Origin of the sequence: Thermodesulfobacterium thermophilum DSM 1276 (genome assembly GCF_000421605.1) — a bacterium.
In the GTDB taxonomy this organism is placed as follows: Bacteria; Desulfobacterota; Thermodesulfobacteria; order Thermodesulfobacteriales; family Thermodesulfobacteriaceae; genus Thermodesulfobacterium; species Thermodesulfobacterium thermophilum.
Map to the genome: position 1 here is coordinate 1 of NZ_ATXI01000013.1, position 23,645 is coordinate 23,645.

General features: G+C 36.7%; 22 protein-coding genes. 7 read left to right on the forward strand and 15 right to left on the reverse strand.

The genetic code is table 11. The features are described 5' to 3' along the window. The 4 genes from H529_RS0106865 to H529_RS0106880 form a co-directional block, all read right to left on the reverse strand. Nucleotides 1-1,363, reverse strand: a 1,363-nt coding sequence (locus tag H529_RS0106865) for a methyl-accepting chemotaxis protein (RefSeq protein WP_022855786.1), incomplete at its 3' end; no start/stop codon positions are given. 40 nt (nt 1,364-1,403) lie between these two features. Next, nucleotides 1,404-1,877, reverse strand: coding sequence for a chemotaxis protein CheX (locus H529_RS11270; protein WP_022855787.1), 474 nt, complete (start codon nt 1,875-1,877; stop codon nt 1,404-1,406). A 45-nt stretch (nt 1,878-1,922) separates the two neighbouring features. Then, nucleotides 1,923-2,411 (reverse strand): chemotaxis protein CheW, encoded by a 489-nt coding sequence (locus tag H529_RS0106875; protein WP_081642278.1) that lies wholly within the window; start codon nt 2,409-2,411, stop codon nt 1,923-1,925. Between the two features lie 18 nt (nt 2,412-2,429). Continuing rightward, nucleotides 2,430-5,126, reverse strand: a complete 2,697-nt coding sequence (locus tag H529_RS0106880) for a hybrid sensor histidine kinase/response regulator (RefSeq protein ID WP_022855789.1) — start codon at nt 5,124-5,126, stop codon at nt 2,430-2,432. Between the two features lie 172 nt (nt 5,127-5,298). Here H529_RS0106880 and H529_RS10475 point away from each other — a divergent pair, with 172 nt between their 5' ends. Both H529_RS10475 and H529_RS0106890 read left to right on the forward strand, forming a co-directional pair. Continuing rightward, nucleotides 5,299-6,231 carry a DMT family transporter gene (locus tag H529_RS10475; protein WP_022855790.1) on the forward strand — a complete coding sequence of 311 codons (933 nt, stop codon included), beginning with the start codon at nt 5,299-5,301 and terminating at the stop codon, nt 6,229-6,231. After that, entirely contained in the window at nt 6,219-6,992 is a 774-nt protein-coding gene (locus H529_RS0106890) for a pseudouridine synthase (RefSeq protein ID WP_022855791.1), read from the forward strand. The genes H529_RS10475 and H529_RS0106890 overlap by 13 nt, the downstream gene beginning before the upstream one ends. Here H529_RS0106890 and H529_RS0106895 read toward each other — a convergent pair. The 3 genes from H529_RS0106895 to H529_RS0106905 are packed head-to-tail and all read right to left on the reverse strand — an operon-like array spanning nt 6,938 to nt 8,396. Beyond that, entirely contained in the window at nt 6,938-7,399 is a 462-nt protein-coding gene (locus H529_RS0106895) for a TIGR00725 family protein (protein WP_022855792.1), read from the reverse strand. The genes H529_RS0106890 and H529_RS0106895 overlap by 55 nt on opposite strands. Further along, entirely contained in the window at nt 7,383-8,045 is a 663-nt protein-coding gene (locus H529_RS0106900; RefSeq protein WP_022855793.1) for a protein-L-isoaspartate(D-aspartate) O-methyltransferase, read from the reverse strand. Before H529_RS0106900 ends, H529_RS0106895 begins: the two co-directional genes overlap by 17 nt. 3 nt (nt 8,046-8,048) lie before the next feature. Then, nucleotides 8,049-8,396, reverse strand: coding sequence for a hypothetical protein (locus H529_RS0106905; protein ID WP_022855794.1), 348 nt, complete (start codon nt 8,394-8,396; stop codon nt 8,049-8,051). Between the two features lie 84 nt (nt 8,397-8,480). Between H529_RS0106905 and H529_RS0106910 the strand changes: the two genes are divergently transcribed. Then, nucleotides 8,481-9,788, forward strand: coding sequence for a PP-loop family protein (locus H529_RS0106910; RefSeq protein WP_022855795.1), 1,308 nt, complete (start codon nt 8,481-8,483; stop codon nt 9,786-9,788). Nucleotides 9,789-9,834: 46 nt separating this feature from the next. Here the strand turns inward: H529_RS0106910 and H529_RS11275 are convergent, their stop codons facing one another. Beyond that, complete coding sequence (locus H529_RS11275; RefSeq protein WP_022855796.1) at nt 9,835-10,536, reverse strand: TIGR03915 family putative DNA repair protein; 702 nt, start codon at nt 10,534-10,536, stop codon at nt 9,835-9,837. Then, entirely contained in the window at nt 10,520-11,761 is a 1,242-nt protein-coding gene (locus H529_RS10485) for a putative DNA modification/repair radical SAM protein (protein ID WP_211209648.1), read from the reverse strand. The genes H529_RS11275 and H529_RS10485 overlap by 17 nt, the downstream gene beginning before the upstream one ends. Before the next feature lie 159 nt (nt 11,762-11,920). Between H529_RS10485 and phoU the strand changes: the two genes are divergently transcribed. Beyond that, nucleotides 11,921-13,264, forward strand: coding sequence for a phosphate signaling complex protein PhoU (gene phoU, locus H529_RS0106925; protein WP_022855798.1), 1,344 nt, complete (start codon nt 11,921-11,923; stop codon nt 13,262-13,264). A 15-nt stretch (nt 13,265-13,279) separates the two neighbouring features. On the opposite strand, the gene lepB is transcribed toward phoU, so the two are convergent. From lepB to H529_RS11885, 6 genes are all read right to left on the reverse strand, one after another. Next, nucleotides 13,280-13,891 carry a signal peptidase I gene (gene lepB, locus H529_RS0106930; protein WP_022855799.1) on the reverse strand — a complete coding sequence of 204 codons (612 nt, stop codon included), beginning with the start codon at nt 13,889-13,891 and terminating at the stop codon, nt 13,280-13,282. Nucleotides 13,892-13,913: 22 nt separating this feature from the next. Next, nucleotides 13,914-15,725 carry a translation elongation factor 4 gene (gene lepA, locus H529_RS0106935; RefSeq protein ID WP_022855800.1) on the reverse strand — a complete coding sequence of 604 codons (1,812 nt, stop codon included), beginning with the start codon at nt 15,723-15,725 and terminating at the stop codon, nt 13,914-13,916. A 42-nt stretch (nt 15,726-15,767) separates the two neighbouring features. After that, a complete protein-coding gene (locus H529_RS0106940; protein ID WP_022855801.1) occupies nt 15,768-16,571 on the reverse strand; it encodes an ABC transporter permease in 804 nt (267 codons plus the stop codon). Then, nucleotides 16,555-17,286 carry an ABC transporter ATP-binding protein gene (locus H529_RS0106945; protein WP_022855802.1) on the reverse strand — a complete coding sequence of 244 codons (732 nt, stop codon included), beginning with the start codon at nt 17,284-17,286 and terminating at the stop codon, nt 16,555-16,557. The genes H529_RS0106940 and H529_RS0106945 overlap by 17 nt, the downstream gene beginning before the upstream one ends. A gap of 80 nt (nt 17,287-17,366) precedes the next feature. Then, on the reverse strand, nt 17,367-17,579 hold the full coding sequence (locus H529_RS0106950) for a hypothetical protein (RefSeq protein WP_022855803.1): 213 nt from the start codon (nt 17,577-17,579) through the stop codon (nt 17,367-17,369). An 823-nt stretch (nt 17,580-18,402) separates the two neighbouring features. Next, nucleotides 18,403-18,543 (reverse strand): hypothetical protein, encoded by a 141-nt coding sequence (locus tag H529_RS11885; protein ID WP_022855806.1) that lies wholly within the window; start codon nt 18,541-18,543, stop codon nt 18,403-18,405. A 173-nt stretch (nt 18,544-18,716) separates the two neighbouring features. Here H529_RS11885 and H529_RS0106970 point away from each other — a divergent pair, with 173 nt between their 5' ends. Genes H529_RS0106970 through H529_RS0106980 form a run of 3 tightly spaced genes read left to right on the forward strand, consistent with a single transcriptional unit; the run spans nt 18,717 to nt 23,635 of the window. Further along, the gene (locus H529_RS0106970; RefSeq protein WP_022855807.1) at nt 18,717-20,009 is read left to right on the forward strand and encodes an adenylosuccinate synthase; all 1,293 of its coding nucleotides are present in this window, start codon (nt 18,717-18,719) and stop codon (nt 20,007-20,009) included. Between the two features lie 9 nt (nt 20,010-20,018). Beyond that, on the forward strand, nt 20,019-21,410 hold the full coding sequence (locus H529_RS0106975; protein ID WP_022855808.1) for a biotin carboxylase N-terminal domain-containing protein: 1,392 nt from the start codon (nt 20,019-20,021) through the stop codon (nt 21,408-21,410). A 5-nt stretch (nt 21,411-21,415) separates the two neighbouring features. Further along, entirely contained in the window at nt 21,416-23,635 is a 2,220-nt protein-coding gene (locus tag H529_RS0106980) for an acetyl-CoA carboxylase (protein WP_022855809.1), read from the forward strand. The last annotated feature ends 10 nt before the right edge of the window (nt 23,636-23,645 follow it).

The window sequence follows — 23,645 nt, forward strand, 5'->3', positions numbered from 1 at the left end:
CACCACTCTCAACCTTAGCACCTATCTCCTCTACCTCCCTACTCACCTCCTCTACCACTCCCTTTATCTCCCTTATAACACCTGCTATCTCATCGGTTGATTTGTTAGTTCTTTCTGCTAATTTTCTTATCTCCCCTGCAACAACCGCAAAAGATTTTCCATGCTCTCCAGCTCGGGCTGCCTCAATCGTTGCATTCAAAGCAAGTAAATTGGTCTGCTCTGCCACATCCTTGATAAACTCTACCACACTCTCAATAGCCTTGGTCCTCTCCTCTAAAGTTTGCATAACTTCCTTCAACTTATCCGCGGTCCTTTCTATTACCTTAACCTCATTTGCAGTTTTCAATGTATAGTTTTCTCCTTCCCTTGCAATCTCAGCTGTCTTTTTACTTTCTTCAAGTATGTTGGTTGTGTTTTTAGCTATGTCAACCACCGTAATAGACATCTGTTCAGCTGCACTTGCTATCTGGGTTGCCTTTTGGGTCTGGTTCTCAATACTTGCACTAAACTGCTTGGTTATGGCAGACAACTCCTCACTTGAACCAGCAAGGGCAACAGACACATGCTTAACCTCCTCTATAAGATTTCTGAGGCTAACCAGTGCCTCTCTGAGATCAGCACTCATCAACCCTATTTCATCTCGACTGTCAACAGCTATCTCAACCGCAAGATCCCCTTCCCTTACCCTTGCCAAAGCCTGCCTTAACCTCTCGATAGAACCCCTGATAGATGTAGTCACACCAAAAACTACAACCAAAGAAATAACTATAAAAATTCCTCCAAATACAAACAAAATAACAAAAAGACGTTTGATGCAATTCAAAGCTTCATGACCTCTTTCGTCAGCAGTTTTTGCATAAAAGGAAATCAACTTATCCACTTCTGTCCCAATTACCTTTAATTTAGGAGTTAAATCTTTTTCATACAAAAAGATAGCCTCAGCAGTTTTTCCTGTCAAAGCAAGCTCAATAACCTTATTATTTATATCTCGAGCTATTATTATAACATCCTCTACACCTTTCAATAATTTTTTTCCCTCTTCTGAACGAGTATTAGACTTAAGAACCTCTATTGTTTTCCTATATTCTTCTCTGGCTTTTAAAATCTCGTTGTAATACTCCTTTCTCTTTTCTGGTTCATTGGTTAAAAGCATTAGAGAAACATTACCAATAACGTTTTCCATAATCTCCTTTCTTATTTTTGCAGCAAATTTGATCTTATCTGCTCTTTCTCCCAAATCCTCAACATCTTTTTTCACAACATACAAAGAGTATAAAGTATAAAGAGATACAAGGCCCACTATCAAAAAAATAACCCCAAAACCAGCAATAAGTTTTTTGGTAATACTCCAGTTTTTGAACATAGTGTTCCTCCTTTATTTGAAAAAATTTATGTTGTTATATCTATTTTTTCCCAAGACCAAACTCAACTATCAGGTCAAGATTGTCTCCTAAAGTATACAAAAAGGAAACTCTGGGGATTTTGCTGGGTATTTCTATTTTATGGTCTACTCCAGTTACTATAGAAGGGGTAGAACCTTCAAGTTTTAGTCCAAATTTTTCAAGCTCTCTTCTAAAAACACCGCTTATCTGGTTGGTAAGCTCTCCTGCGGCATCGACTGCTTCTTTGTTAAGTTCTGCTACCTCTTCTCCTAAGATATTTTTCATGAATTCAAAAATTATACCTTTGTTGTAGCTAACGATAAGTACGCCTTCAAGTTTATCTGAAGCTAAACCCACTATTACTGAGACATCTTTAAACCCTTCGTTATCCTGCCTTACCTTGGTCTCTTTTAAAACCGGTGTCTCCATAAGATACATTCCTAATACTTCTTCTACAGCTTTTTTTACAGAATCAGCAATAGCCTGAGCATTCATAGGTTTCTACCCTCCTCTTATTTCTTTAAAATTTTGATATTTAGCTTAAAACTGAAGCAATCTATCTACATCAAAGATAAGCAATATTTTATCAGGTAGCTGATAAACATTTTTTACGTACTCCTTAGAGATACCTTCCATTCTCTCCGGTGTTTTCTCTATCTTATTTACAGGCACTTCCATTATATCACCAATTCTCTCCACCACAAAAGAAACCGGTGCCTCTCCTTCAGTTTTAAGAATAAGATTTACGGTGGGTTTTATATTTTCCTTCAAACCCACCATTTTTGCAAGGTCCATAACCGTAACAATCTGCCCTCTTAAATTCATGATCCCTAAGATAAACTCATCTGCCAAAGGAACTGGCGTTATCTCTGTATCCTTGTTTATTTCCATGATAATATCCGCCGGTATCCCACATAAAAAATTCCCTAAATAAAACGTTACAAAGGTTATGGTGTCAATGGTTGCAAGCTTATGATCTTTTTCCTCTGATAAAATAACCTTTTTTTCCTCTCTCTTCATTAGATTCATCTCTTTAAAACCTCCTTTTTAACTTAAGAGTTGTTTAATTCTTTCAAGAACTTGGTCTCTTTGTAGCTTCACTTCATAGCCGTTTGCCCCAAACTCAAATACCTTCCTTTTGACTTCCTCCCCTGCAAGGGCTGTTACTACAATCACAGGAAGGTTTTTAAACTGAGGATTTCCTCTTAACTCTTTTAACAACTCAAACCCATCCATCTCTGGCATCTCTATGTCGGTTATTACCAAATCAAAGTTAGGGTCATTATGTAATTTTTCTATCGCTTCACGTCCGTTCTCTACACACTCAACCTCAAAACCCATCGCCTCTAAATAGTTCTTCATCATGTTCCTGAAAAACGGTGAATCCTCTGCCAATAAAATCCTCTTAGCAGTATGAACCTCCTCTTTAAGTTTAACCACAAACCACTCTGGGTCATACATCTCTATCACCTTGTAAATGTCTATAAAAAGCACAGTTTTTCCGTCTATTATTTTATGCCCTAATATCCCAGGGTTGTTGTAAAGCCCTTCCTCTATTTCAAGGGTGGTCTCAATGGTATCAACTATGCTTGAACAAAGAATAGCACAAGTTTTGCTTCTCTCTGTAAAGAATAGCACTATGTAACTATCTTGATAAGGTAGCCCTTGCAAGGGCAAATAATTTTCTAATCTTATCACAGGAACTACCTGGTCCTCATAGATGATAACCTCTTTACCACCTACGATCTGTAAGCCATCTGCCTTAACTTTATCAAGCCTTGAAATAAGTGCTATAGGTAATGCAAGTCGGTCTTGTCCTACATCAAACAACAACAAGAAATAGGTTTCATCTTTTGAGGTCTTAATCGTAATTCTGTCAACATCAAGCCTCTTTTCTACCTCTTCCACACTTAATCCAATAAACTTTGATAATCCAACCACATCAAGAATTAAAGCTAACGCTCCATCTCCCATAATCGTTGCTCCACTGTAAACCGGTATGTCTTTAAACCACTTACCTAAAGGCTTAACCACTATCTCTTCTGAATTTAAAATCTCATCTACAAGCAACCCTAAAACTCTTTCTCCTGTGGTTAATATCACAAGATTTTTAGACAAAACCTCTCCGTTTGAGCTCTGTCTCAATATCTCTGAAAGCTTCAATACCGGTATAATCTCTCCTCTTAGTCTATAAAAATCTGTAGACCCTACCTTTAAAAGGTCCTTATCTGGGTCAACGCTTACAAGCTCTTTAAGATTAACCTGAGGAATAGCATACTTATAACCACCTGACTTAACGATAAGTGCAGGAATGATAGCAAGGGTAAGAGGAATTTTTACCCTAACCGTTGTCCCCTTACCATAGATGGTGTTTATCTCAATCGTTCCTCCAAGTTTTTCGATGTTTGTCTTTACCACATCCATCCCAACTCCACGACCAGACACCTGGGTAACCTTCTCAGCCGTAGAAAATCCAGGTTTAAAAATCAAAGCAAGTAAATCACTCTCCCTTGCTTTTTGGGCTTCCTCTGCTGTCATAAAACCCTTCTCGATTGCCTTCTTACGAATTTTTTCTACATCAATACCCTTTCCGTCATCTTCGATTTCTATCACTACCTGACCACCTTCCTGATAAGCCCTTAAATAAACCGTTCCCTCTTCTCTTTTACCAACCTGCACCCTCACTTCAGGTGGTTCTATCCCGTGATCGATTGCGTTTCTAACTAAATGCGTAAGAGGATCTTTTATAGCCTCAATTATCGAACGGTCAAGCTCTGTTTCTGTACCCTCAAGATGAAGATTTACCTTTTTCCCTAAGGATTTTGCAAGATCTCTAACTATCCTTGGAAATTTGTTAAAAACTGTCCCAATGGGTTGCATCCTTGTTTTCATTATGGTTTCTTGCATCTCAGTGGTAATCATAGAAAGTGCTTGAACACTTCTTGTAAGGTCGTCATCCATTATTTTTTGAGAAAGCTGAACCACCCTGTTCCTTGCTAAAACAAGTTCTCCTGCCAAATTCATAAGCTGGTCTAAAAGCTTTACATCAACCTTTATGTGGGTCTCTGTTAACTCTACTTGAGGAGTTGCTACCTGGGTTGTCTCTTTTTTCTTTTCTTCAACCTTAACTTTCTCCACTATTTCCTGTTTTTTCTCTTCTTTCTTTTTCTCCTTCTGTTCCTGGGTATTATCCTCAGATGTTTCCACAGATACTTCCTCAAAAGGTGTTTGAGAGATTTCCTGGGAGATTTCTTCAGGAATTTCTTCAGAAGTTTCTTGAGAGGGTTTTTCTACAGGTTTCTCTTCAGGTCTACTCTCAGTAATTGTATCACCTTTTTTATCCAATCCTTTTTTGACTTTTTCCGTAAAATTAGAAAGGGTTACCAGAAATTCAAGTAGATTATCATCTATGGGCTCTTCTTTATGGGTTTCTAAATGCTGAACGATAAACTTTATCCAGTCAACCGCCTTAAGCAACATGTCTATGATGCTATCATCTGGTTTAAGTAACCCATCTCTAATCCTTGAAAGGATCTCTTCTGAAAAATGAGCGATAGATTCAAGAGACTTAAAACCAAAAAATCCTGAAGCCCCCTTTAGAGAATGCATGCTTCTAAAAAGAGAACGAATCACCTCTAAATTTTCTTTATCCTTCTCTAACTCAAGAAACCCCTCTTCTAAATTAGTAATTGCCTCTTTTGCCTCAACTAAAAAGTCTTGCAAAATATCTTCATCAAACATCATAAAACTACCTCCCTCATTTTAATGACATTTTCTCCTATATAAACAAAATTTTATTAAAAAAAAATTTTTTGTCAAACCTCGATTTAAATAAATTTATTAAACTTATCTATTAATTTGTGTTGTTATTAAGCTAAAGTTGGATTTTTTTGATAGTGTGCTAAAATAGTTAGTCGTGAACAAAGCTTTTTTTTATCTTGGTATAACCATTCTTTTTTTTAGTTCCTACGAGGTAGTAAGTAGAACACTTACCGGTTTAGTCAATCCTTTTCAGGTCGTTTTTCTAAGGTTTTTAATAGGAGGTATGTTGCTTTTACCTTTTGCCTTGTTTAAGTTTAAAGATTTAGGGTTTAATCTTAGTCTTAAAGATTTTTTTTATCTTTTCCTTTTAAGTCTTATTAACATAGTTTTTAGTATGTGTCTTTTACAACTTGGCATCAACCAAACTAAAGCCAGCTTAGCTGCGGTGATATTTAGTTCAAACCCTATTTTTGTAGCCCTTTCTGCTTATTTCTTACTAAAAGAACCACTAACCTATAAGAAACTTTTGGGTTTAGTTGTAGGTTTTTCAGGCTTAATTTTTACCTTTTATAAAGATTTAAACATAGACTATAGTTATTCTTATGGGATACTATACCTGCTTCTTTCAGCTTTAACTTATGGGATATACACCGCTTTTGCCCAAAAGATAAACCATAAGATAGACAATTTAGTTATGAATTCTATCTCCTTTCTCATAGGAAGCCTGCTTTTGGTACCCATTCTCTTGATTCTTCATCAGCCTCTCTTTTCGGTTCCTAAACAAGCCTGGCCTTTTATACTTTATATAGGAATTTTTGTAACTGGAGTAGCTTATTATACCTATTTTAAAGGACTTAGTCTGACTAACGCCAGTCGAGGATCTACCATATTTTTTATCAAACCAATTTTAGCAAGTTTTTTAGCTTGGCTTTTCCTTTCAGAAAAAATAACCTTGCAGTTAATCTTAGGAGGATTCATAATAATCCTCGGTATTTTTTTGGTTCAAAAAGAAGGTAAGCCAAAACTGGAACTATCTGAAAAGAAAGCAAAAATTCTTTTTTCTGGAGATAAACGGTGGATAAGTTAAGGTTGAATAAATTTTTAGCTGCCTGTGGGATTACTTCCAGAAGAAAGGCAGATGAACTTATTAAACAAGGTAAGGTTTTGGTAAATGGCGAAGTTGTATCAGACCTTTCTTATAAAGTTGACCCTCAAAAAGACGAAGTGATAGTAGAAGGCAAAAAAATCTCGTTACCAGAAAAAGTTTATTATCTATTCTATAAGCCCAAAGGGTTTTTGACCTCGCTTTATGATCCTCACCACAGGGAAACCATCAAGTGTTTTTTAGAAAATTTACCCCAGAGAGTATTTCCTGTGGGTAGACTTGACAAGTACAGCGAAGGGTTACTTTTGCTTACCAACGATGGGGAGTTAGGAAACTTTTTACTTCACCCTAAATACGGAGTAGAAAGACGTTATTTGGTTTGGGTAAGTCCTAAATTGGAAGAACCGAAAATAAAAAATTTACTAAAACATGGAATTCATCTTGAAGGGAAGCTGATTAAACCTCTTGTTTTTAGGTTCGTTAAAACTGAGGATAAAAGCTATGTTTATGAGGTTTGTGTAAAAGAAGGGATAAAAAGAGAAGTTAGAAAAATGGTAGCTTATTTAGGAGGTAAAGTTCACAGGCTGCTACGTGTTCAGTTTGGCCCCCTTATGCTTGGAGACCTAAAACCTGGAGAAATAAGGCCTCTTTCTAAGTCTGAATTGCAAAATCTTTTTAAATTTGTAGCTCAACTAAAGAACTCTAAAAGTTTAGCCAGAGCTTTTTCAGGTGAAGAGACATAATTAACACCAGGAATGTTTTCCCATGTGTTAATCCCTATCACTGGTTTCCACATCTTTAAAGCTAAAGCTATCTCAGAAAGGGTACCGTATCCACCGGAAATGGCTATCACCGCTTCAACCGACCTTATCAAGATTACGTTTCGTGCATGTCCCATATCACTAAGCACCAATACTTTAACATAAGGGTTGGCTTCTTCAGGTTTATGCCCTGGCAGAATCCCTACTGTGGTAGCTCCAGCCTTAAAAGCCCCCTTACAAGCCGCTTCCATTACTCCGCCCAGACCACCGGTATAAACTATGGCCCCCTTTTCACCCAAGAGTTTTCCCATAGTATAGGCTATTTGATAGGTGCTCTCATCAGCAATCCCTGCCCCTACCACAGCTATCCTTCTATTCTTTAAATCCATAAGCCCCCACCAACTTTACAAATCTTACCGGTTCTAAGGTTTGAGTTTTAAGTATCCCGTCTTTTTTAATCCCCTTTACCAAAACTTGAGAAAATTCATCCCCTACAGGGATAACTATTCTCCCCCCTTCGGCAAGCTGGTCTACCAAAGGCTGAGGGATCTGTGGGGAAGCTGCGGTAACGATGATGGCATCAAAAGGTGCAGCCTCAGGCCATCCTAAACTTCCGTCTCCAATCTTAAGAGAGATGTTCTTATATCCCAAGCTTAGGAGCACTTTTTTAGCCTTTTCAGAAAGGTCAGGATCTCTTTCTATAGTGTAAACCCACAAAGCTATCTCTGCAAGAATAGCTGTTTGGTATCCAGACCCTGTTCCTACTTCTAAAACTCTCTCTTTCCCCTTTAACTCCAAGGCCTCGGTCATTAAAGCTACGATATAAGGTTGAGAGATGGTTTGGCCCTTTCCTATAGGTAAAGGAAAGTCTCCGTAAGCCTGATCTCTTAAGGCTTCTTCAACGAAAAGATGTCTTGGAACTTTTAGCATCGCTTGAATTACCTTATCATCTTTAATACCTCGAGCTACAATCTGAAAATTAACCATTTTCTCTCGGGAGATCCTATACAGGTCTCTGTCGTAAAAACCTTGCATCTGCTACCTCTTTTTAGGTTTTTCCACCGTGTAATAATAACAATCAACTACTTGGTCTTTGTAGATAACGATTTTAAGTATTTCGGTATAATCTTCTCCTTTATAACGGTTGGCTAATGGGATGTCTTCCCAAAAATTTTTAACCCTATAGTAATAATACCATTCTTCTCGTCCATCAGGAAATATAAAAATTTGCACAGGGGGGCCTAAAAACTGGATAACTTCCATTTTGTTTGTCTGATTAGGTTTGATAAGGCTGGCTTTTGAGGCTAAATTAGGTCCGGGTTTGGTAGCACAACCCCACAAACATAAACCTAAAAATACCGTTAACAACCATAACCTAAGCTTCATCTTTCCACCTATTTCAATTTTATTCAAATATTAACATAAAATAAACCTTTTCACAACAAACTTTTGAGTTAAAATTAAACAACTATGAAATATTACAAATGCGGTGGAGAGACCTTCGAGTTAACCCTTAATCCTTTTCCGTTTAAATGTAAAAGGTGTAAAGGAAATGAAGCTCTCATAGAAATCCCTTCTCAAGGCATCAAAGTTTGTCTCACATGTTTTAATCAAATCTTTGAAAACCGCCTTAAAAACACGATAGAAAGATACAGGATGTTTCGTAACGCCAAAAAGGTGGGTGTTTTTGTTTCAGGAGGGAAAGACAGTTCTGCCCTTCTTTTTAGTTTAAAGAAGGTTTTTCCTAAGCTGGTTCTTCAAGCTATTCATCTAAACTTAGGTATACAATACTATTCAGACCTTGCAGAGGAAACGGTTAGAAAGCTCTGCCAGGAAATCGAGGTTCCTTTATATGTCTATAATATACCTAAGGAAGAAGGCTACTCTATAGACCATTTTGTACATACTATGTTTAAAAACAAAATCTGCTCTGTATGTGGGGTAATAAAAAGGTATCTTTTTACGAAAATTGCTAAAAACTTGGGCATAGATGTTATTGCTACAGGACATCACCTTGACGATACGGTTTCTACCATGCTAACCTTGTTTTTCCAGGGAGATTTTGAGGGCATCGTAAGACTGGGACCGGTTTTGCCCCCTTTATATCCTGGGCAAGCAACCAAGGTTAAACCTTTTTATCATACCCCAGAAAAAGAGATTTTTTACTATGCAGCTCTCAACAAGATACCTGTAGAAACTTGCACCTGCCCTCATGGAGAGATTACCCCAAGCAAAAAAAATAAAAAAATCATAGAAGAATGGGAAAAAGAAAATAAACAGTTTAAATATCAGCTTCTTTCTGTGTTCTTAAAAAAACTTATACCTCTTTTAAAAACTCATCCTGATTACAAACTTTCTTCTTCTGAGTTTAAAAGTTGTGTTAAATGTGGAGAAATTACCAGTTCTTCTGACGAGATATGTAGTCGCTGTAAAAGGGTTTCTTTGATAGAAAAGTTAGAAGACAAAGAGTTAGAATTAACCCCAGAGAAGTTTAGAGAGTTTATCGAAAATCATCCCAAAGAGGATTGGATGGTTTTTGACCTTAGAGAAAAAGAGGATTTTGAAAAAGGAGGTTTTGACGGGGCGTTATGGATTAATCCTGAGATAGTGCAAGCTTCTTATCGAAAACTGTCTAAACTTTTCAAACCTTACAGAAATAAAACCTTATTTTTTTATTGCTATACCGGAAGACTAAGTTATCTTCTCACCTTAAAGCTTAGAAAATTAGGGTTTAAAGCTTTCAACATAAGTTCTCCAGAAAGGTTGCTAACAGGTTAAAAATTTATAAGCATCCTTTTACTAAAAAGGAGATATAAAACCCTAACTAAGGTTCAAACTCTACCATAAACTTTCTGTATTTTAAAGGGACGTTTCTTTTCTGGCCTGTCAAGTTTTCTCTTTCCTTAATAGCAAGGGTTTCAAAGTACTTTTTCCAGAGGTTCGAAAAAAATGTCTCCTCTTCTGTTTCTTGAGGTATAGGTTTTATAATCTCTGCTTGGATCATATGTCCTTTATGACAAAAGACAGCCAGCCCTCTTTTACGGTCATGCAAGATAATTTTTTCGTTTCTAAATCGGTTGGCGAAATGTCTGGCCAAAGGTATGATCACGTTAAATTCCGGCTCAAAGGCGGCATAGAGATAACCACCTTTCACCTCTTTAAACCTCAAAAAGCCTTTATATCGATGAATTTCTCTTCTTACCCTGTTAGCTGTTTTATATATGTGGAAAAAAGCGGGGTCCGAAAAAATTAATCTTTCTTTCCCTGCACTAACAAGAGAGACAATTTGTTTTAAATCTTCGAAGAACCTATCTTTTTCAGAAAGGCTGTAATAGTATAAAACCTTAAGCACATCTTTATCAACATTTGCTAAAAGCTGGGCTAAACTTGAAATTTCCTGTTTAAAAAGGCTATCTTGCCTTAACTTAGACTGTTTTTTTAGATTTTGGTCAAACCTGCACACAAGCTCTTGTAACCAACTGTGGTTTTCTTTTCTCAAGCTAAAAACCTCAAAAGAAAAGTTCAAGCTGAGTCATCTTAGGTTGAGGTTTAAAGACAAAACTCTGAAGAAAATCTACCTTAGCCTTTTGGTCTATCATCTTGCCGTTAATTGTTATAAAATATTTAGCCCTTTTTATTACCACGCCAAGTTTTTTTAAACTTTCTAGACTAAGGGAGGTATGTTTACGGTAATTAAGAATCCTTTTGGCAGAGATTGGTCCTATACCTGGGACTCGAAGAAGTTCGTAGTAAGAGGCCTTCATGATATCTACCGGGAAGTAGTGTAAGTTTCTTAAAGCCCAGGCTAATTTTGGGTCATAACCTTCTTCAAGGTTAGGACTGTCAGGTGAGAGAAGTTCGTCAACGGTAAAACCATAAAACCTTATCAACCAGTCAGCCTGATACAGCCTATGCTCTCTAATAAGTGGAGGGGTCGAGACAGCGGGAAGACGACTATCTTGATTAACCGGAATATAGGCAGAATAGTAAACCCTTTTCAACTTATATTTTTTATACAGCTGTTGACTTAGGGTGAGGATGATAAGGTCTGATTCTGGGGAGGCACCAACAATAAGTTGAGTGCTTTGACCACCCTTTGCATTATAACCAGAGGGATTCTCTCTAAACTCATCAATTTTTTTAGATATTAATTCAATAATTGACAATAACTCTTTCATGTTTTTTTCAGGAGCAAGCTTAACCAAAGATTGAGGAGTAGGTAGCTCTAAGTTAACACTAACTCTATCTGCCCATCGGATTGCCTCAACGATCGTTGCCTCCGAAGCTCCTGGTAAAATCTTAAGGTGAATATACCCATCAAAACCATATTTACGGCGCAATATTTTAACGGTGTCTATCATTTTTTCTAAAGTATAGTCTGCGCTTCTTATAATACCAGAGCTTAAAAATAAACCTTCGATGTAGTTTCGACGATAGAATTGATAAGTGACATAAGCAAGTTCCTCAGGCGATAGAAACGTCCTTGGGTGATGGTTAGACCTTTTGTTAACACAATAGGCACAATCGTTATGGCACTGGTTGGTTAGAAGTACTTTTAGTAGACTTATACAACGTCCGTCTGAGGTAAAGGTATGACAGATGCCAAACCTTGAGGCATTCCCTAAGAATGAAGCTTTGTTATTTCTTGTAACCCCACTTGAGGCACAGGAAACATCAAATTTGGCTCCTTGAGCAAGAAGTTCAAGACGCTCCCATACTTCTTTTTTTTTCTTAACCAGAGGTCCCATCATTTAAATTATTTTGTCCTAATTTTTATTCTTGACAAGACCCCGTGTTGAAACATTAAATTTTTTGGGAATTTGATTGTATGATTTAAGCTCAGTTTTTTTGACTGATTTTAAAAGTTATATTATAATAATTAAAGATTATTTTATGCTGAAGGGGGATTCATGACAAGGATAGCTCTTGGCAAAGAGTTACAAATTTTAAAAAACCTAATAACTGATATGGCAAAAAACGTAGATGAAATGGTAAATGGTACTATTTTAGCTTTAAATAAATTAGACCCTACGTTAGCAGAAAGGGTAATTAAGGCAGATGACCAGATAGATTATTATGAACATATGGTATGTCAAACAGCTCTTGAGATCATAGCCTTACAACAGCCGGTAGCCAAAGACTTGAGATTTGTTATCACTGCTATAGATATAGCTAAAAACTTAGAAAGGACTGCAGATCAATCGGTTAACATAGCCTACAGCGCCCAAAGTTTATCTAAACAAGAAAATAAAGCTTTTCCTGAATGTAAAGTTGCTATAGAGGAAATGGCAAATGAAGCCTTAACCATGCTCCATTCAGCGATCAATGCCTTTGTTACTGAAAACACTAAGAGAGCAAGGTCTGTAATAGAATATGATTCCATAGTAGACCGTTTGCAGCAAGATTTGATCGAAGATGTTAAAAACTGCATGAAGAAAAATCCTCAAAACATAGACCAAGGTGTGGAATACATCAAGGTAATAGAAAACATAGAAAGGATAGCTGATTTAGCCACTAACATAGCAGAGGGAGTAATATTCGTTGCTGAAGGGAGAATAGTAAAACTTGAAAAGGAGAGTGTTTCTCTAATAACTCTTAAAAAAGAAATTTTAAAAGATCTCCCGGTGTTTGAATTTTTAAGAAGACATGCTCGGTTAGTTATAGAATGCGTTGAAAGACTTTCTCTTTCCTTAGAGGCTTATTTTCACCGCAATCAGCAAGGACTTGAAGAAACAGCTCAACATATTTTTGAAATAGAAAAAGAAGCTGATAAGCTTAAAAGGAACATCAGAGGACACCTTCCCAAGGGAATTATATTGCCTGTAGAGAGATTTGAGCTTTTTCTATATTTAAAAGAACAGGACGCTATTGCTGATGTAGCTGAGGAGATATTAAACTGGCTTTCTTTTAAACATATTCCCTTATCTTTTGAGCTTTTTAAGCAAATAGAAGAATTACTTAACCAAAGTATTAAGCCTCTTGAGTTTTTAGAAGATATGATTTTATATTCCGCAGACTTTATTTTAACCAGAAATGAAGAAAGTAGAAATAGAGCAAAGGAGTTAATCAGAGAAATCAGATATGCTCAATATTTATCTGAAGAATATGGAAATAAGGTTAAAAAAGCTATTTTTAATCAAATAGAGGACCCTCTACATCTTTTCTATTTCTTAAAGCTCATAGATCTGATTTTAGGGATCTCGCATCATGCTGAAAACACCGCAGACCTTATGAGGGCAATGATAGCCAAATAGACACACAAATAACCCTTATTTTATCAACCTTCCTATCCTGTCTAACCTTATTTTAAAATGCTCCGAATCCCAAGAAAAGTATATGATTAAAGCTCTACCCTTTAGATATTCTATCGGAACGAAACCCCAGAAACGACTATCATAGCTTTGATCTCTGTTATCTCCTAATACAAAAATTTTTCCTGGAGGAACCTTTATAGGTCCTAAGTTGTCCCGAGGACTAACCTCCCGAGGGTATATTTCTGGGTCAGTAAACTGAGTGTAAGGTTCATAAAGCAGTTTACCGTTAACATAAACTTTTTTGTTTACTATCTGCACTGTATCTCCTGGAAGTCCTATAACTCTCTTTATGAAATCTAACTTTTTATCAAGAGGATAGGTAAAAACTACTACCTCTTGTCTTTTGGGTAACTCTCTAAAATACAAAAACCCATCTTTAACAGGATGTTTTATTCCAAAAGAAAGTTTGTTTACCAAAAGGTAATCTCCTATTAAAAGGGTTGGGATCATCGACCCTGAAGGGATTTTATAAGCCTGAACCACAAAAGTCCTGATAAAGAGGGCTAAGATCAAAGCTATAACTAAACTTTTTATCCAGTCTAAAACTTTGTTTTTGCTGGTATCCATTTAGACCTCTGTTAAAAATTTTTTAAATTTTTAGTACAGCAAGAAATGCTTCCTGAGGAATTTCTATCTGACCTATAGATTTAAGCCTCTTTTTACCTTCTTTCTGTTTTTCTAAAAGTTTTTTCTTTCTGGTTACGTCTCCTCCATAGCACTTGGCAAGTACGTCTTTTCTGAGAGGTGCAATCCTTTCTCTGGCTATAATTTTACTCCCAATGGCAGCCTGTATTATTACCTCAAAAAGCTGTCTCGGGATAACCTCCTTTAACTTAGCAGCCAGTTCTCTTCCTCGGTAATAAGCTTTATCCTTGTGGACTATTAAAGATAAAGCATCTACCGGTTGTTTGTTTATCAGGATATCCATCTTGACCAAATCTCCTGGCTTATAACCGATAAACTGATAGTCTAAAGAGGCATAACCTTTAGAATAACTTTTAAGTTTATCATAAAAATCAAGCACTACCTCACTAAAGGGAATTTCGTAAACAAGCACACACCTTTCTGGTGTGAGAAACTTAAGCTCTTTTTGAATACCTCTTTTTTCCTCACAAAGCTTTATCAGTTGCCCCAAAAATTCTTTGGGAGTATAGATTTCTGCCCTAATGTAAGGTTCAAGTACCTCCTCTATCAACACTGGATCAGGCCATTTTGCAGGGTTTTCAACCTCTAATTCTTTGCCGTTTTTAAGTTTTACTTTATATTTAACCGAGGGAGAGGTAGAGATAAGGTTTAAGTTATATTCTCTTTCTAAACGTTCTTGCACGATTTCCATGTGTAAGAGTCCCTGGAAACCACACCTAAAACCAAATCCTAAGGCGGCAGAGGTCTCCATTTCATAAGAAAAAGCTGGGTCGTTTAACCAAAGTTTTTCTATGGCTTCTTTTAGGTCTTCAAAATCATCACTATCAACCGGGAAAATACCTGCAAAAACCACAGGTTTTTGTTCTTTAAACCCTGGAAGAGGTTCTACCTGAGCCTGTGCCTCGGTAATGGTATCACCGATCTTAGCCTCTCTTACCTCTTTTATAGACGCAGCGATAAAACCAACCTCTCCAGCTACAAGCATGTCTACTGATGTTGCCTCTGGGGCAAAAACCCCTACTTTGGTAACTTCATATACCTTACCAGTAGAGTAAAACCTTATTTTTTGCCCTGGATAGATCTTGCCATCAACTACCTTGATTAAAACTACTACCCCAAGATAGGGGTCATACCAAGAATCAAAAACCAAAGCCCTAAGAGGTTTTTCTCTAAAACCACCAGGAGGGGGAATCTTTTTAACTATTGCCTCCAGGACTTCTTTAATCCCTATTCCAAGTTTAGCACTAACCAAAATGGCCTCTTCTGCTGAAAGCCCTATAACCTCTTCTATTTCTTTTTTAGTTTTTTCTACGTCTGCTTGAGGAAGGTCTATCTTGTTGATAACCGGTATGATTTCCAAATTATTCTCTAAAGCTAAGTAGACGTTAGCTAAAGTTTGAGCCTCTACCCCTTGAGAAGCATCTACCACAAGCAATGCTCCCTCACAAGCCGCAAGAGCTCTTGAAACCTCATAGGTAAAATCGACATGCCCCGGGGTATCGATCAGGTTAAACTGATAAACCTCTCCGTCGTCAGCCTGGTAGTATAAACGCACTGCCTGAGCTTTGATGGTAATACCTCTTTCTCTTTCCAGGTCCAGACGGTCTAAATACTGATCTCTCATTTCTCTGGATGAAACCGCACCTGTAAACTCTAAAATCCTGTCCGCAAGCGTAGATTTACCGTGGTCGATATGGGCGATAATACTAAAATTTCTAATTTTTTCTTGGGGAAAAATCTTTGGTTCCTTTTTCATAGCATTAAAAAAATAACAAACTTGTCAGAAAAAACAAGGTACCTATTCTCCTATTTTAGGAAGTTTACCTGTTTTTTTCGCAAGTTTAAAGGCATAACCAAAAACCCCTAAACTAAAACCTAAATATACCAAATTAAGAAGATAAGATTTCACTACCCACCCTATCTTCCATTGTCCTGTGATCAAAATTTGTCTCATGGTTTCAAATAGATAAGAAGCAGGAACCAGTTTGGCTAAACTTCGTAAAGGTTCTGGTAAAATTTCTACTGGATAAAACACCGCAGAAAAGGGTAGAAATAACAAAGCCAGAGCCCAGGCAAGAATCTCTGCCTCTTGTCCAAAGAACAAAAGAAAAGACATGGTAAGTAACCCTATACTCCAGGCAAAAAGCAACAAGCCATAAACCAAAAGAAAAAGTTGTAAACCTGTTAACCAAAACTTAAAATGAAAAACTAATCCTGCTATAGCTACCATAAGAAAAGAAGCAATAGCTGCCTTAAAAACACTGTAAACGATAAGTCCAGCTAAATATTCATAAACTCTTAGAGGAGAAACAAAAATATACACCAAATTTCTAGACCAAACATCTTCTAAAAAACCTACAGCTAATCCCTGCTGAGCCCTTATTAAAATGTTCCAAAAAATCAAAGCCCCTATAAACTGAAAAACCCAAAAATTGTGAGAATAAGCCTCTTTTTGGAGATAGACGGTGATAAAACCCCAAAGTAAAAGGTCAACCGTTGGCCAATACAAAAGGTCTAACCATCGGCTGGGGCTATGTCTTAAAAGAAAAAAATGCCTTAAAACTACCCCGTAAACCCTTTTAACGTTAAAAACTTGTTTCATAGAACACCTTAAAGTATAACTCTTCCAGAGATTTAACCTGAAAAGAGTCAAATAAATCCTTTAACTCACCAAAGCCAACCACCTTCCCTTGTTTTAGCAGAAGGATCTTGTTAGCTATCCTTTCTAACTCACCTAACTGATGAGAGGTAAGCACGATGGTATTTTTTCTTAAGCTCACCTCTTCTTTTAAAATCTGAGAGACATATTTTACATACTCAGGATCAAGACCAGCAGTAGGTTCATCTAAAAATACTATCTCTGGACGATGTAAAAAAGCCCTAACCAAATTTAAACGCATCATTTCTCCTGAAGATAGATAACGGGTTAACACCTTTTTCTTATGATAAAGTTTAAACAACTCTAATAATTCATCTATTCTCTTATTCAGAGAAGGAACTTCATAGAAATAACCAAAAACTTTTAGGTTTTCTTCTACGGTAAGAGAATAAGGGAGATTAAGATATTGGGAAGCAAAGCCAAGTTTACCAAGTATTTCTGTTTTGTGTTTTTTAAAATCTTTACCAAAATAAAACACCTGACCAGAAGTAGGAAGAACAATATCCAATAAGAGATAAAGTAATGTAGTTTTACCAGCTCCGTTAGGACCTATTATCCCTAAAATATCCCCCTTTTCCAGCTCAAAGGATACATCTTCGAGCACTTTCTTAGAACCAAAAACCTTAGAAAGAGAGACTGTTTTGAGAACTTTATTCATAATAAAAACCCCTAATCACAAACTCGATTAGGGGTTTTTTTGAATGTGTTTAAAAATTTAAAGACAATTTAATTAAAATTTTAAGATATTTTAGCCTTTTCTAACCTTGCCAAGGCTTCGTCTAAGGTCATAATACCCTTGGCCACAGCATAAGCTACATAAGAATAGACTGTAGTATCATATCCCTCTGGACGAGGAAAAAGGCCTTTAGCACGAAGCTTAGCTAACTTTTCTCTTCTCCTTCTCCTTCTTTCGATCTCTTTTTGTCTTTCTAATTTTTTATGTCTTGCCATTAGCCCCTCCACCCAAGTTATTAAAAGTTTGTAAAAATATATAATTTTTTGTCTTTTTGTCAAGGTGTAAATATTGAAGGAGTTCAAATCTATTTATTGCCCTTTTTGCTCTGGATTTTGGGAAAACCAAAAACTGAAAGCTGAAAATTTAAGCATAAATTTTTTCTTCAGCTCAAAGATTTTTCTATAAAAAACTTATTGAAAAAACTTCAGAGGTAATGAAACTCTTTCAAGAAAACAATAATTCACCTTTTGGGCTTAAAGGTCTATCCTTAAAAAATAAAAACACTGAAAAATCCTTTTCGTAGAGTTTACCTTCCCATTTCTTAAAAGTCTCTGCAGGTAAATTAGCTATTTATCTTTTTGTTAAAAACAACCTGTTTTTCACTAAAAGAAGTTTGGATTTCAGGAAAATTTCTTCCGGAGAAAGTGTTAAAAAAATAAAACTTTTTTACCTCGATATCATACCTCCAATACCCTACAAGCTTCCTGCCCTTATCCCCTCCCTTTTGCTCCACATCCGCATTATAGCCTAACTCCACTTGAGCATGCTTCCCAAAACCAGCTAAAATTGTAACTTGATGATAGATGAGAGCTTGACCTTTATATTCTTGACCTTTATATTTTTTCTTGAAACTGGACTTCTCAAATTTGCTTTTGATAAGAACTCTTTTTATGGTTCCTTTTAAAAGTCCTTCTTTGAGTAAAGTATCAATGGTTATGAGGAGAACAGGGTGAATTCTTTCGGCACAGGGGTAAAGAAGGATTTTCCAGCAGATTTTAATGATTTCTTTGGGGAGGATATGGTATTTGGAAGCGTTTTTTAGCAGTTTCTTTTAAGACCTGGGTGAGTTTGCAAAATTGTGATAGAAATTGAGACTTTAACTTTTTTGGATTTGTCTTGTTTGTGTTTAAGGGCTAATTTTTCAACTAACTTCATTTGAAACTCCTTTTCTGTAACCATTTTTTCTCCCTGTGCCTTAAAAATTGGGGTATCAGTGAGGAAATTTTAATTTCAGGGACAGAATTTTTGATCTAACAGCCCTTATTTCAGGGACATTTTTATGATCTAACGTTTTGCTTTAAAAGTTTTTATGGTATAATTCAATTTTTGGGATATTTTACTGGAGGTGAATAATGCCCACTTTAGTGGTGGTTGGTACGCAATGGGGAGATGAAGGTAAAGGGAAGGTGGTTGATGTCCTTACTGAGCAAGCAGATTTTGTGGTTAGGTTTCAAGGAGGAAACAACGCAGGGCATACTTTAGTTATCAATCAAAAAAAACATATACTTCATCTTATACCTTCCGGGATTTTCAGACCCAATACGGTTTGTGTTATCGGAAATGGAGTGGTTGTTGACCCAGAGGTTTTGATAAACGAAATAGAAAAGTTAAAAAAGGAAGGTTTAGACATTTCTCCTAAAAAACTTGTAATAAGTGAAAAAGCTCATACCATCATGCCTTATCATAAGGCATTGGACATAGCAAGAGAAGCCAAAGCTGCTCAAAATAAAATAGGGACTACCTGTAGAGGGATAGGCCCTTGTTATGAAGATAAAGTGGCAAGAAAAGGGTTCAGGTTAATAGACCTTACATATCCTGAAACCTTTAAAGAAAAACTTAAAAAAGTTTTAGAGGAAAAAAACTTTCTGTTAAGTTATTTAAATGCAGAGCCTTTAAGGTTTGAAGAAATTTACGAAAAATACTTGGCTTTTGGAGAATATTTAAAACCCTATCTTGCAGATGTTTCTCAACTGTTATGGAATGCTCAGAAAGCTGGCAAGAATATCCTTTTTGAAGGAGCTCAAGGAACTTTTTTAGACATAGACCATGGCACCTACCCTTATGTGACCTCTTCTAATACTGTAGCAGGAAATGCCTGTTGCGGAAGTGGTTTAGGTCCTACAGAGATCAACTCAGTTTTAGGAATAGTCAAAGCTTACACCACTCGAGTAGGAGAAGGCCCTTTTCCTACTGAACTAAATGATGAATCAGGAGAGCTTTTAAGAGAAAGAGGGGGAGAATACGGGGCTACCACCGGTAGACCACGAAGGTGTGGATGGTTAGACTTGGTGATGGTAAAAACTGCGGTACGACTAAACGGGCTTACTAACATAGCTATTACCAAGCTTGACGTGTTGTCTGGGCTCAAAAGCATAAAACTTTGTGTAGGGTATAAATATGAAGGTCAAACCATAGATTTCTTTCCGTCAGACCTTGAAAAACTTAAAAAAGTAGAACCTATCTATCAAGAACTTCCTGGTTGGGAAGAAGACATTAGCCAGATTAAAAATTTCGATGCACTCCCAGAAACAACTAAAAACTACATTAAATTTATAGAAAAGTATCTTGAAGTTCCTATAGCCCTTTTATCCCTTGGTCCTGAAAGGGAGAGTTGTTTTTTATTAAAAAATCCTTTTAATAAATAAGGTTGGTTCATGAAAGAAAAAATATTGATTGCCAACAGAGGAGAAATTGCACTCCGTATCATGGAAGCTTGTAAAGATTTAGGGATTGATTATGTAGTGATTTATACTAAGGAAGATGTAGAGTCTTTGCATGTGAGATATGCCAAAGAAAAATACCGTATCTGTGATTATCGTGATATGAACGACCTTTTGGCGGTAGCAGACGAGTCTGGATGTACGGCTGTACATCCAGGATATGGGTTTCTTTCAGAAAACTTTCGGTTTGCAAGAAGGGTGGTAAAAAGGTCAAGACCTTTGATTTTTGTAGGGCCTTCCTGGGAGGCAATCAGGGATTTGGGAAATAAACTTTTTATGAAAAAACTTGCGAAAGACCTTGGCATTCCTGTTATTCCAGGAACAACAGAGCCTGTATATAACGAAATAGAGGCTGAGCTTAAAGCTGAAGAGCTTTTGGAAGAACTTGCTTCCTTAGGGATTCAAAAACCTTCCCTTCTGGTAAAGGCTGTGGCTGGTGGCGGAGGAATGGGGATCGAAGAGGTTAAAAGTTTGGAAGAACTTAGACCTACCTTTAGAAAAATCAAGGCTTATGCCAAGAGACTTTTTGGGGACGAAGGAGTTATCATAGAAGGGAAAATACCTGTTTTTCAACATTTAGAGGTACAGCTTTTAGGAAGTAAACATGGAGAATATGTACACTTTGGAACCAGAAACTGTACCATTCAAAGTCCCCATAAACAAAAAAGGATAGAAATAGCCCCAGGTTTTTCTTCTCAAGAAACCTACAGCTTTGACCCTAATAAAGTAGAAAAAGAAATAATTGATTATTCTATAAAACTTGCTAAAGCCTTTAATTATGACAGCGTAGGAACCTGGGAATGGCTGGTTACTCCCGATGGTAAGTACTACCTGATGGAGGTTAATACCAGGATTCAGGTGGAAAATGAAATTTCTGCCAAGATATCCTTTATTAGGAATAAACAGGTAAACCTTATAAAGGAACAGATAAGGGTAGCTTTTGGAGAAAAATTAGGATATTCACAAAAAGACATCGAGTTTAAAGGAACAAGTATAGAATACCGTTTGATTGCAGAAGATACTAAAAGAGGTTTTATCCCTTTAAGTGGGACTATAACCAAGTTTAGCTGGCCGGAAGTGCCTTGGCTTACGATGAGAACCCATGTACCTCAAGATAAACCCTACACCATTCCTACTCAGTTTGACCCAAACCTTGCTTTAGCTATCGTTTACGGAGAAAACTTTGAAGAAGCCAAAAAAAGAGGTTTAACCCTTTTAGACCAAGTTATCATAGAAGGGGTTACCCCTGATGGAAAAGAGTTAGAAACCAACCTTTCTTTTTTAAAGGAAAAAACAGAATTTCTTTATAAATTTCTCGAGGCTTAAGGCCTATGAAGATAGAACTATATAAAACCTTAAAAAACCTTTTAGAAACAGCTACTTACATCAGGGACATCAAAGGAGAAGACTTTTTTGAGATAACCTCTCTGATAAATAAAATTTCTGAGGTTTACGATAATTTTTATCAATATGAGCCATCCTATTTAGAGAACTTTGTTAAAAAAACCAAAGAACAACTTGATATCCTTTTAGATCAAGGAGAAAAAACTCTCACACCTTATGAAATAGTAAAAATAACCAGGCATCCTCAAAGGTTCACCTTGCAAGACATTTTAGAAAACGTTTATGATTCATATATGGAACTTGGTGGGGAAGGAGAAATCAACATAGATCCTGCGGTAGTATGTGCTAAGGCTATGCTTGTGAGAAAAGTAGGAGACGAGATTTTCTTCCATCAGGTAATGGTAATAGGGCATGAAAAAGGACATGGAGAGGAGTTTAGAGAAGGAGGTAGTGCTAAACCCTGGGGGAATGAAAAAGCCTTGCGTTATATGAAAATGGCAGAAACAGAAGGTATTCCTATTCATTTCTTTATTTTTACTCCTGGTGCTTATCCCATCGAAGATTATCCAGGTGCTGCCCAGCAGATTGCCAAAAATCTTTATCATATGGCAAAACTAAGAGTGCCAACCATAGCTTTTATTTCAGAAGGAGGTTCCGGAGGAGCCGAAGCTATTGGTCTTGCAGATATGAGATTGATGGCTGAAAAAGGATACTATTCGGTCATAAGTCCAGAAGGTGCCGCTGCGATAGAAGCAAAAATAAAAGATGGACGTCCTCCTAGAGAGTTGGTAGAAAAATGTGCAAGATCTCTCAAACTTACTGCAAAAGATAATCTTAGGTTTGGAACTATTGATAAAATTATACCAGAACCCCCTCTTGGAGCTAGAAGAAAGGATTGTGAGTTTTTTAAAAGATTAAAGATTGAACTGATAAGAGCTACAGATGAGGTTATCCTTCAAACAAGAAGTATTAAATTTTTAAGAAAATATGCGGTTTCTAAACAAGAAACAGAAAATTTTAAATATTACGTAAACTGGGATCTAGACGAAGATGAAATTGAAATCTTAATAGAAAATCGATATAAAAAATATAGAAAAATGACCCAATGGGCTGTACATGAAAACAAAACCCTCTTCAAATCTTTCTTTGATTTAGGACATACCATAAGCGTAAAACTTAAAAATGAAATAAATTATAAAATTTTAAAACAAGGACAAAAAACATTCAAAAAGTTTCTAAACGAATTAACCAGTGAATCGACCTTACTTCTAAAACCTGTTTCCGATCCTATAAAAACAGTGTATAACCTAATCGTAGGAAAAAAAACTGGGCCTAAACTTATCACCCCTTCTTTACAAGATGATGACATCCCAACCTACGTAAGTCCTTTAGCTTTAGAAGACAAAACGATTACTTGTCCTCAGTCTGAAAAATATAGTTGCCCTGACCTTTGGGTACCAGACCTTTATGGAGAGTTTTGTGGGGTTTGTCCTAACTGTGGATATCATTTTCCTTTAGAGTATAAATGGTATCTTAACAACATTTTTGATAAAAACAGTATCCGTACCTTTAACGATGAAATTACTTCAACCAATCCCTTAGAGTTTGAAGGATATGCGGAAAAACTAAAGGCAGCAAGAGAAAAAACAGGGCTAAATTCCAGTCTTATATCTTTTGAGGCCAAAATTGGTGGTATATCTTTGATAGCGGTAATGTTGATAGCTGAATTTAGACAAGGTACAGTCGGGGTAGCAGAAGGTGAAAAGTTTATAAGAGCGATAGAATTAGCTAAACTCACCAGACGTCCCTTTTTAGCTTTGGTGCATACTACCGGAGGCATAAGGATACATGAAGGAACTATTGGTGTGGTACAAATGCCAAGATGTACTATGGCAGTAAGGGATTACGTAGATGAGGGAGGGCTTTACATCGTTGTTTATGATAACAACTCCTATGCTGGACCTGTGGCCAGCTTTTTAGGATCAGCACCTTATCAGTTTGCCTTAAAATCCACTCGTTTAGGTTTTGCAGGGCCTCGAGTGATAAGAGAAACCACAGGACAAGACGTTCCTCCAGATTATCATAGTGCAGAAAACGCATTAAAAAGAGGACATATCCAGGGTATTTGGGACAGAAGAGAACTAAGGAAAAAGCTTTTTACCGCTTTACTTACGATGGGAGGCAAAAACCTATACTACAGATGGTAGGTAATAAACC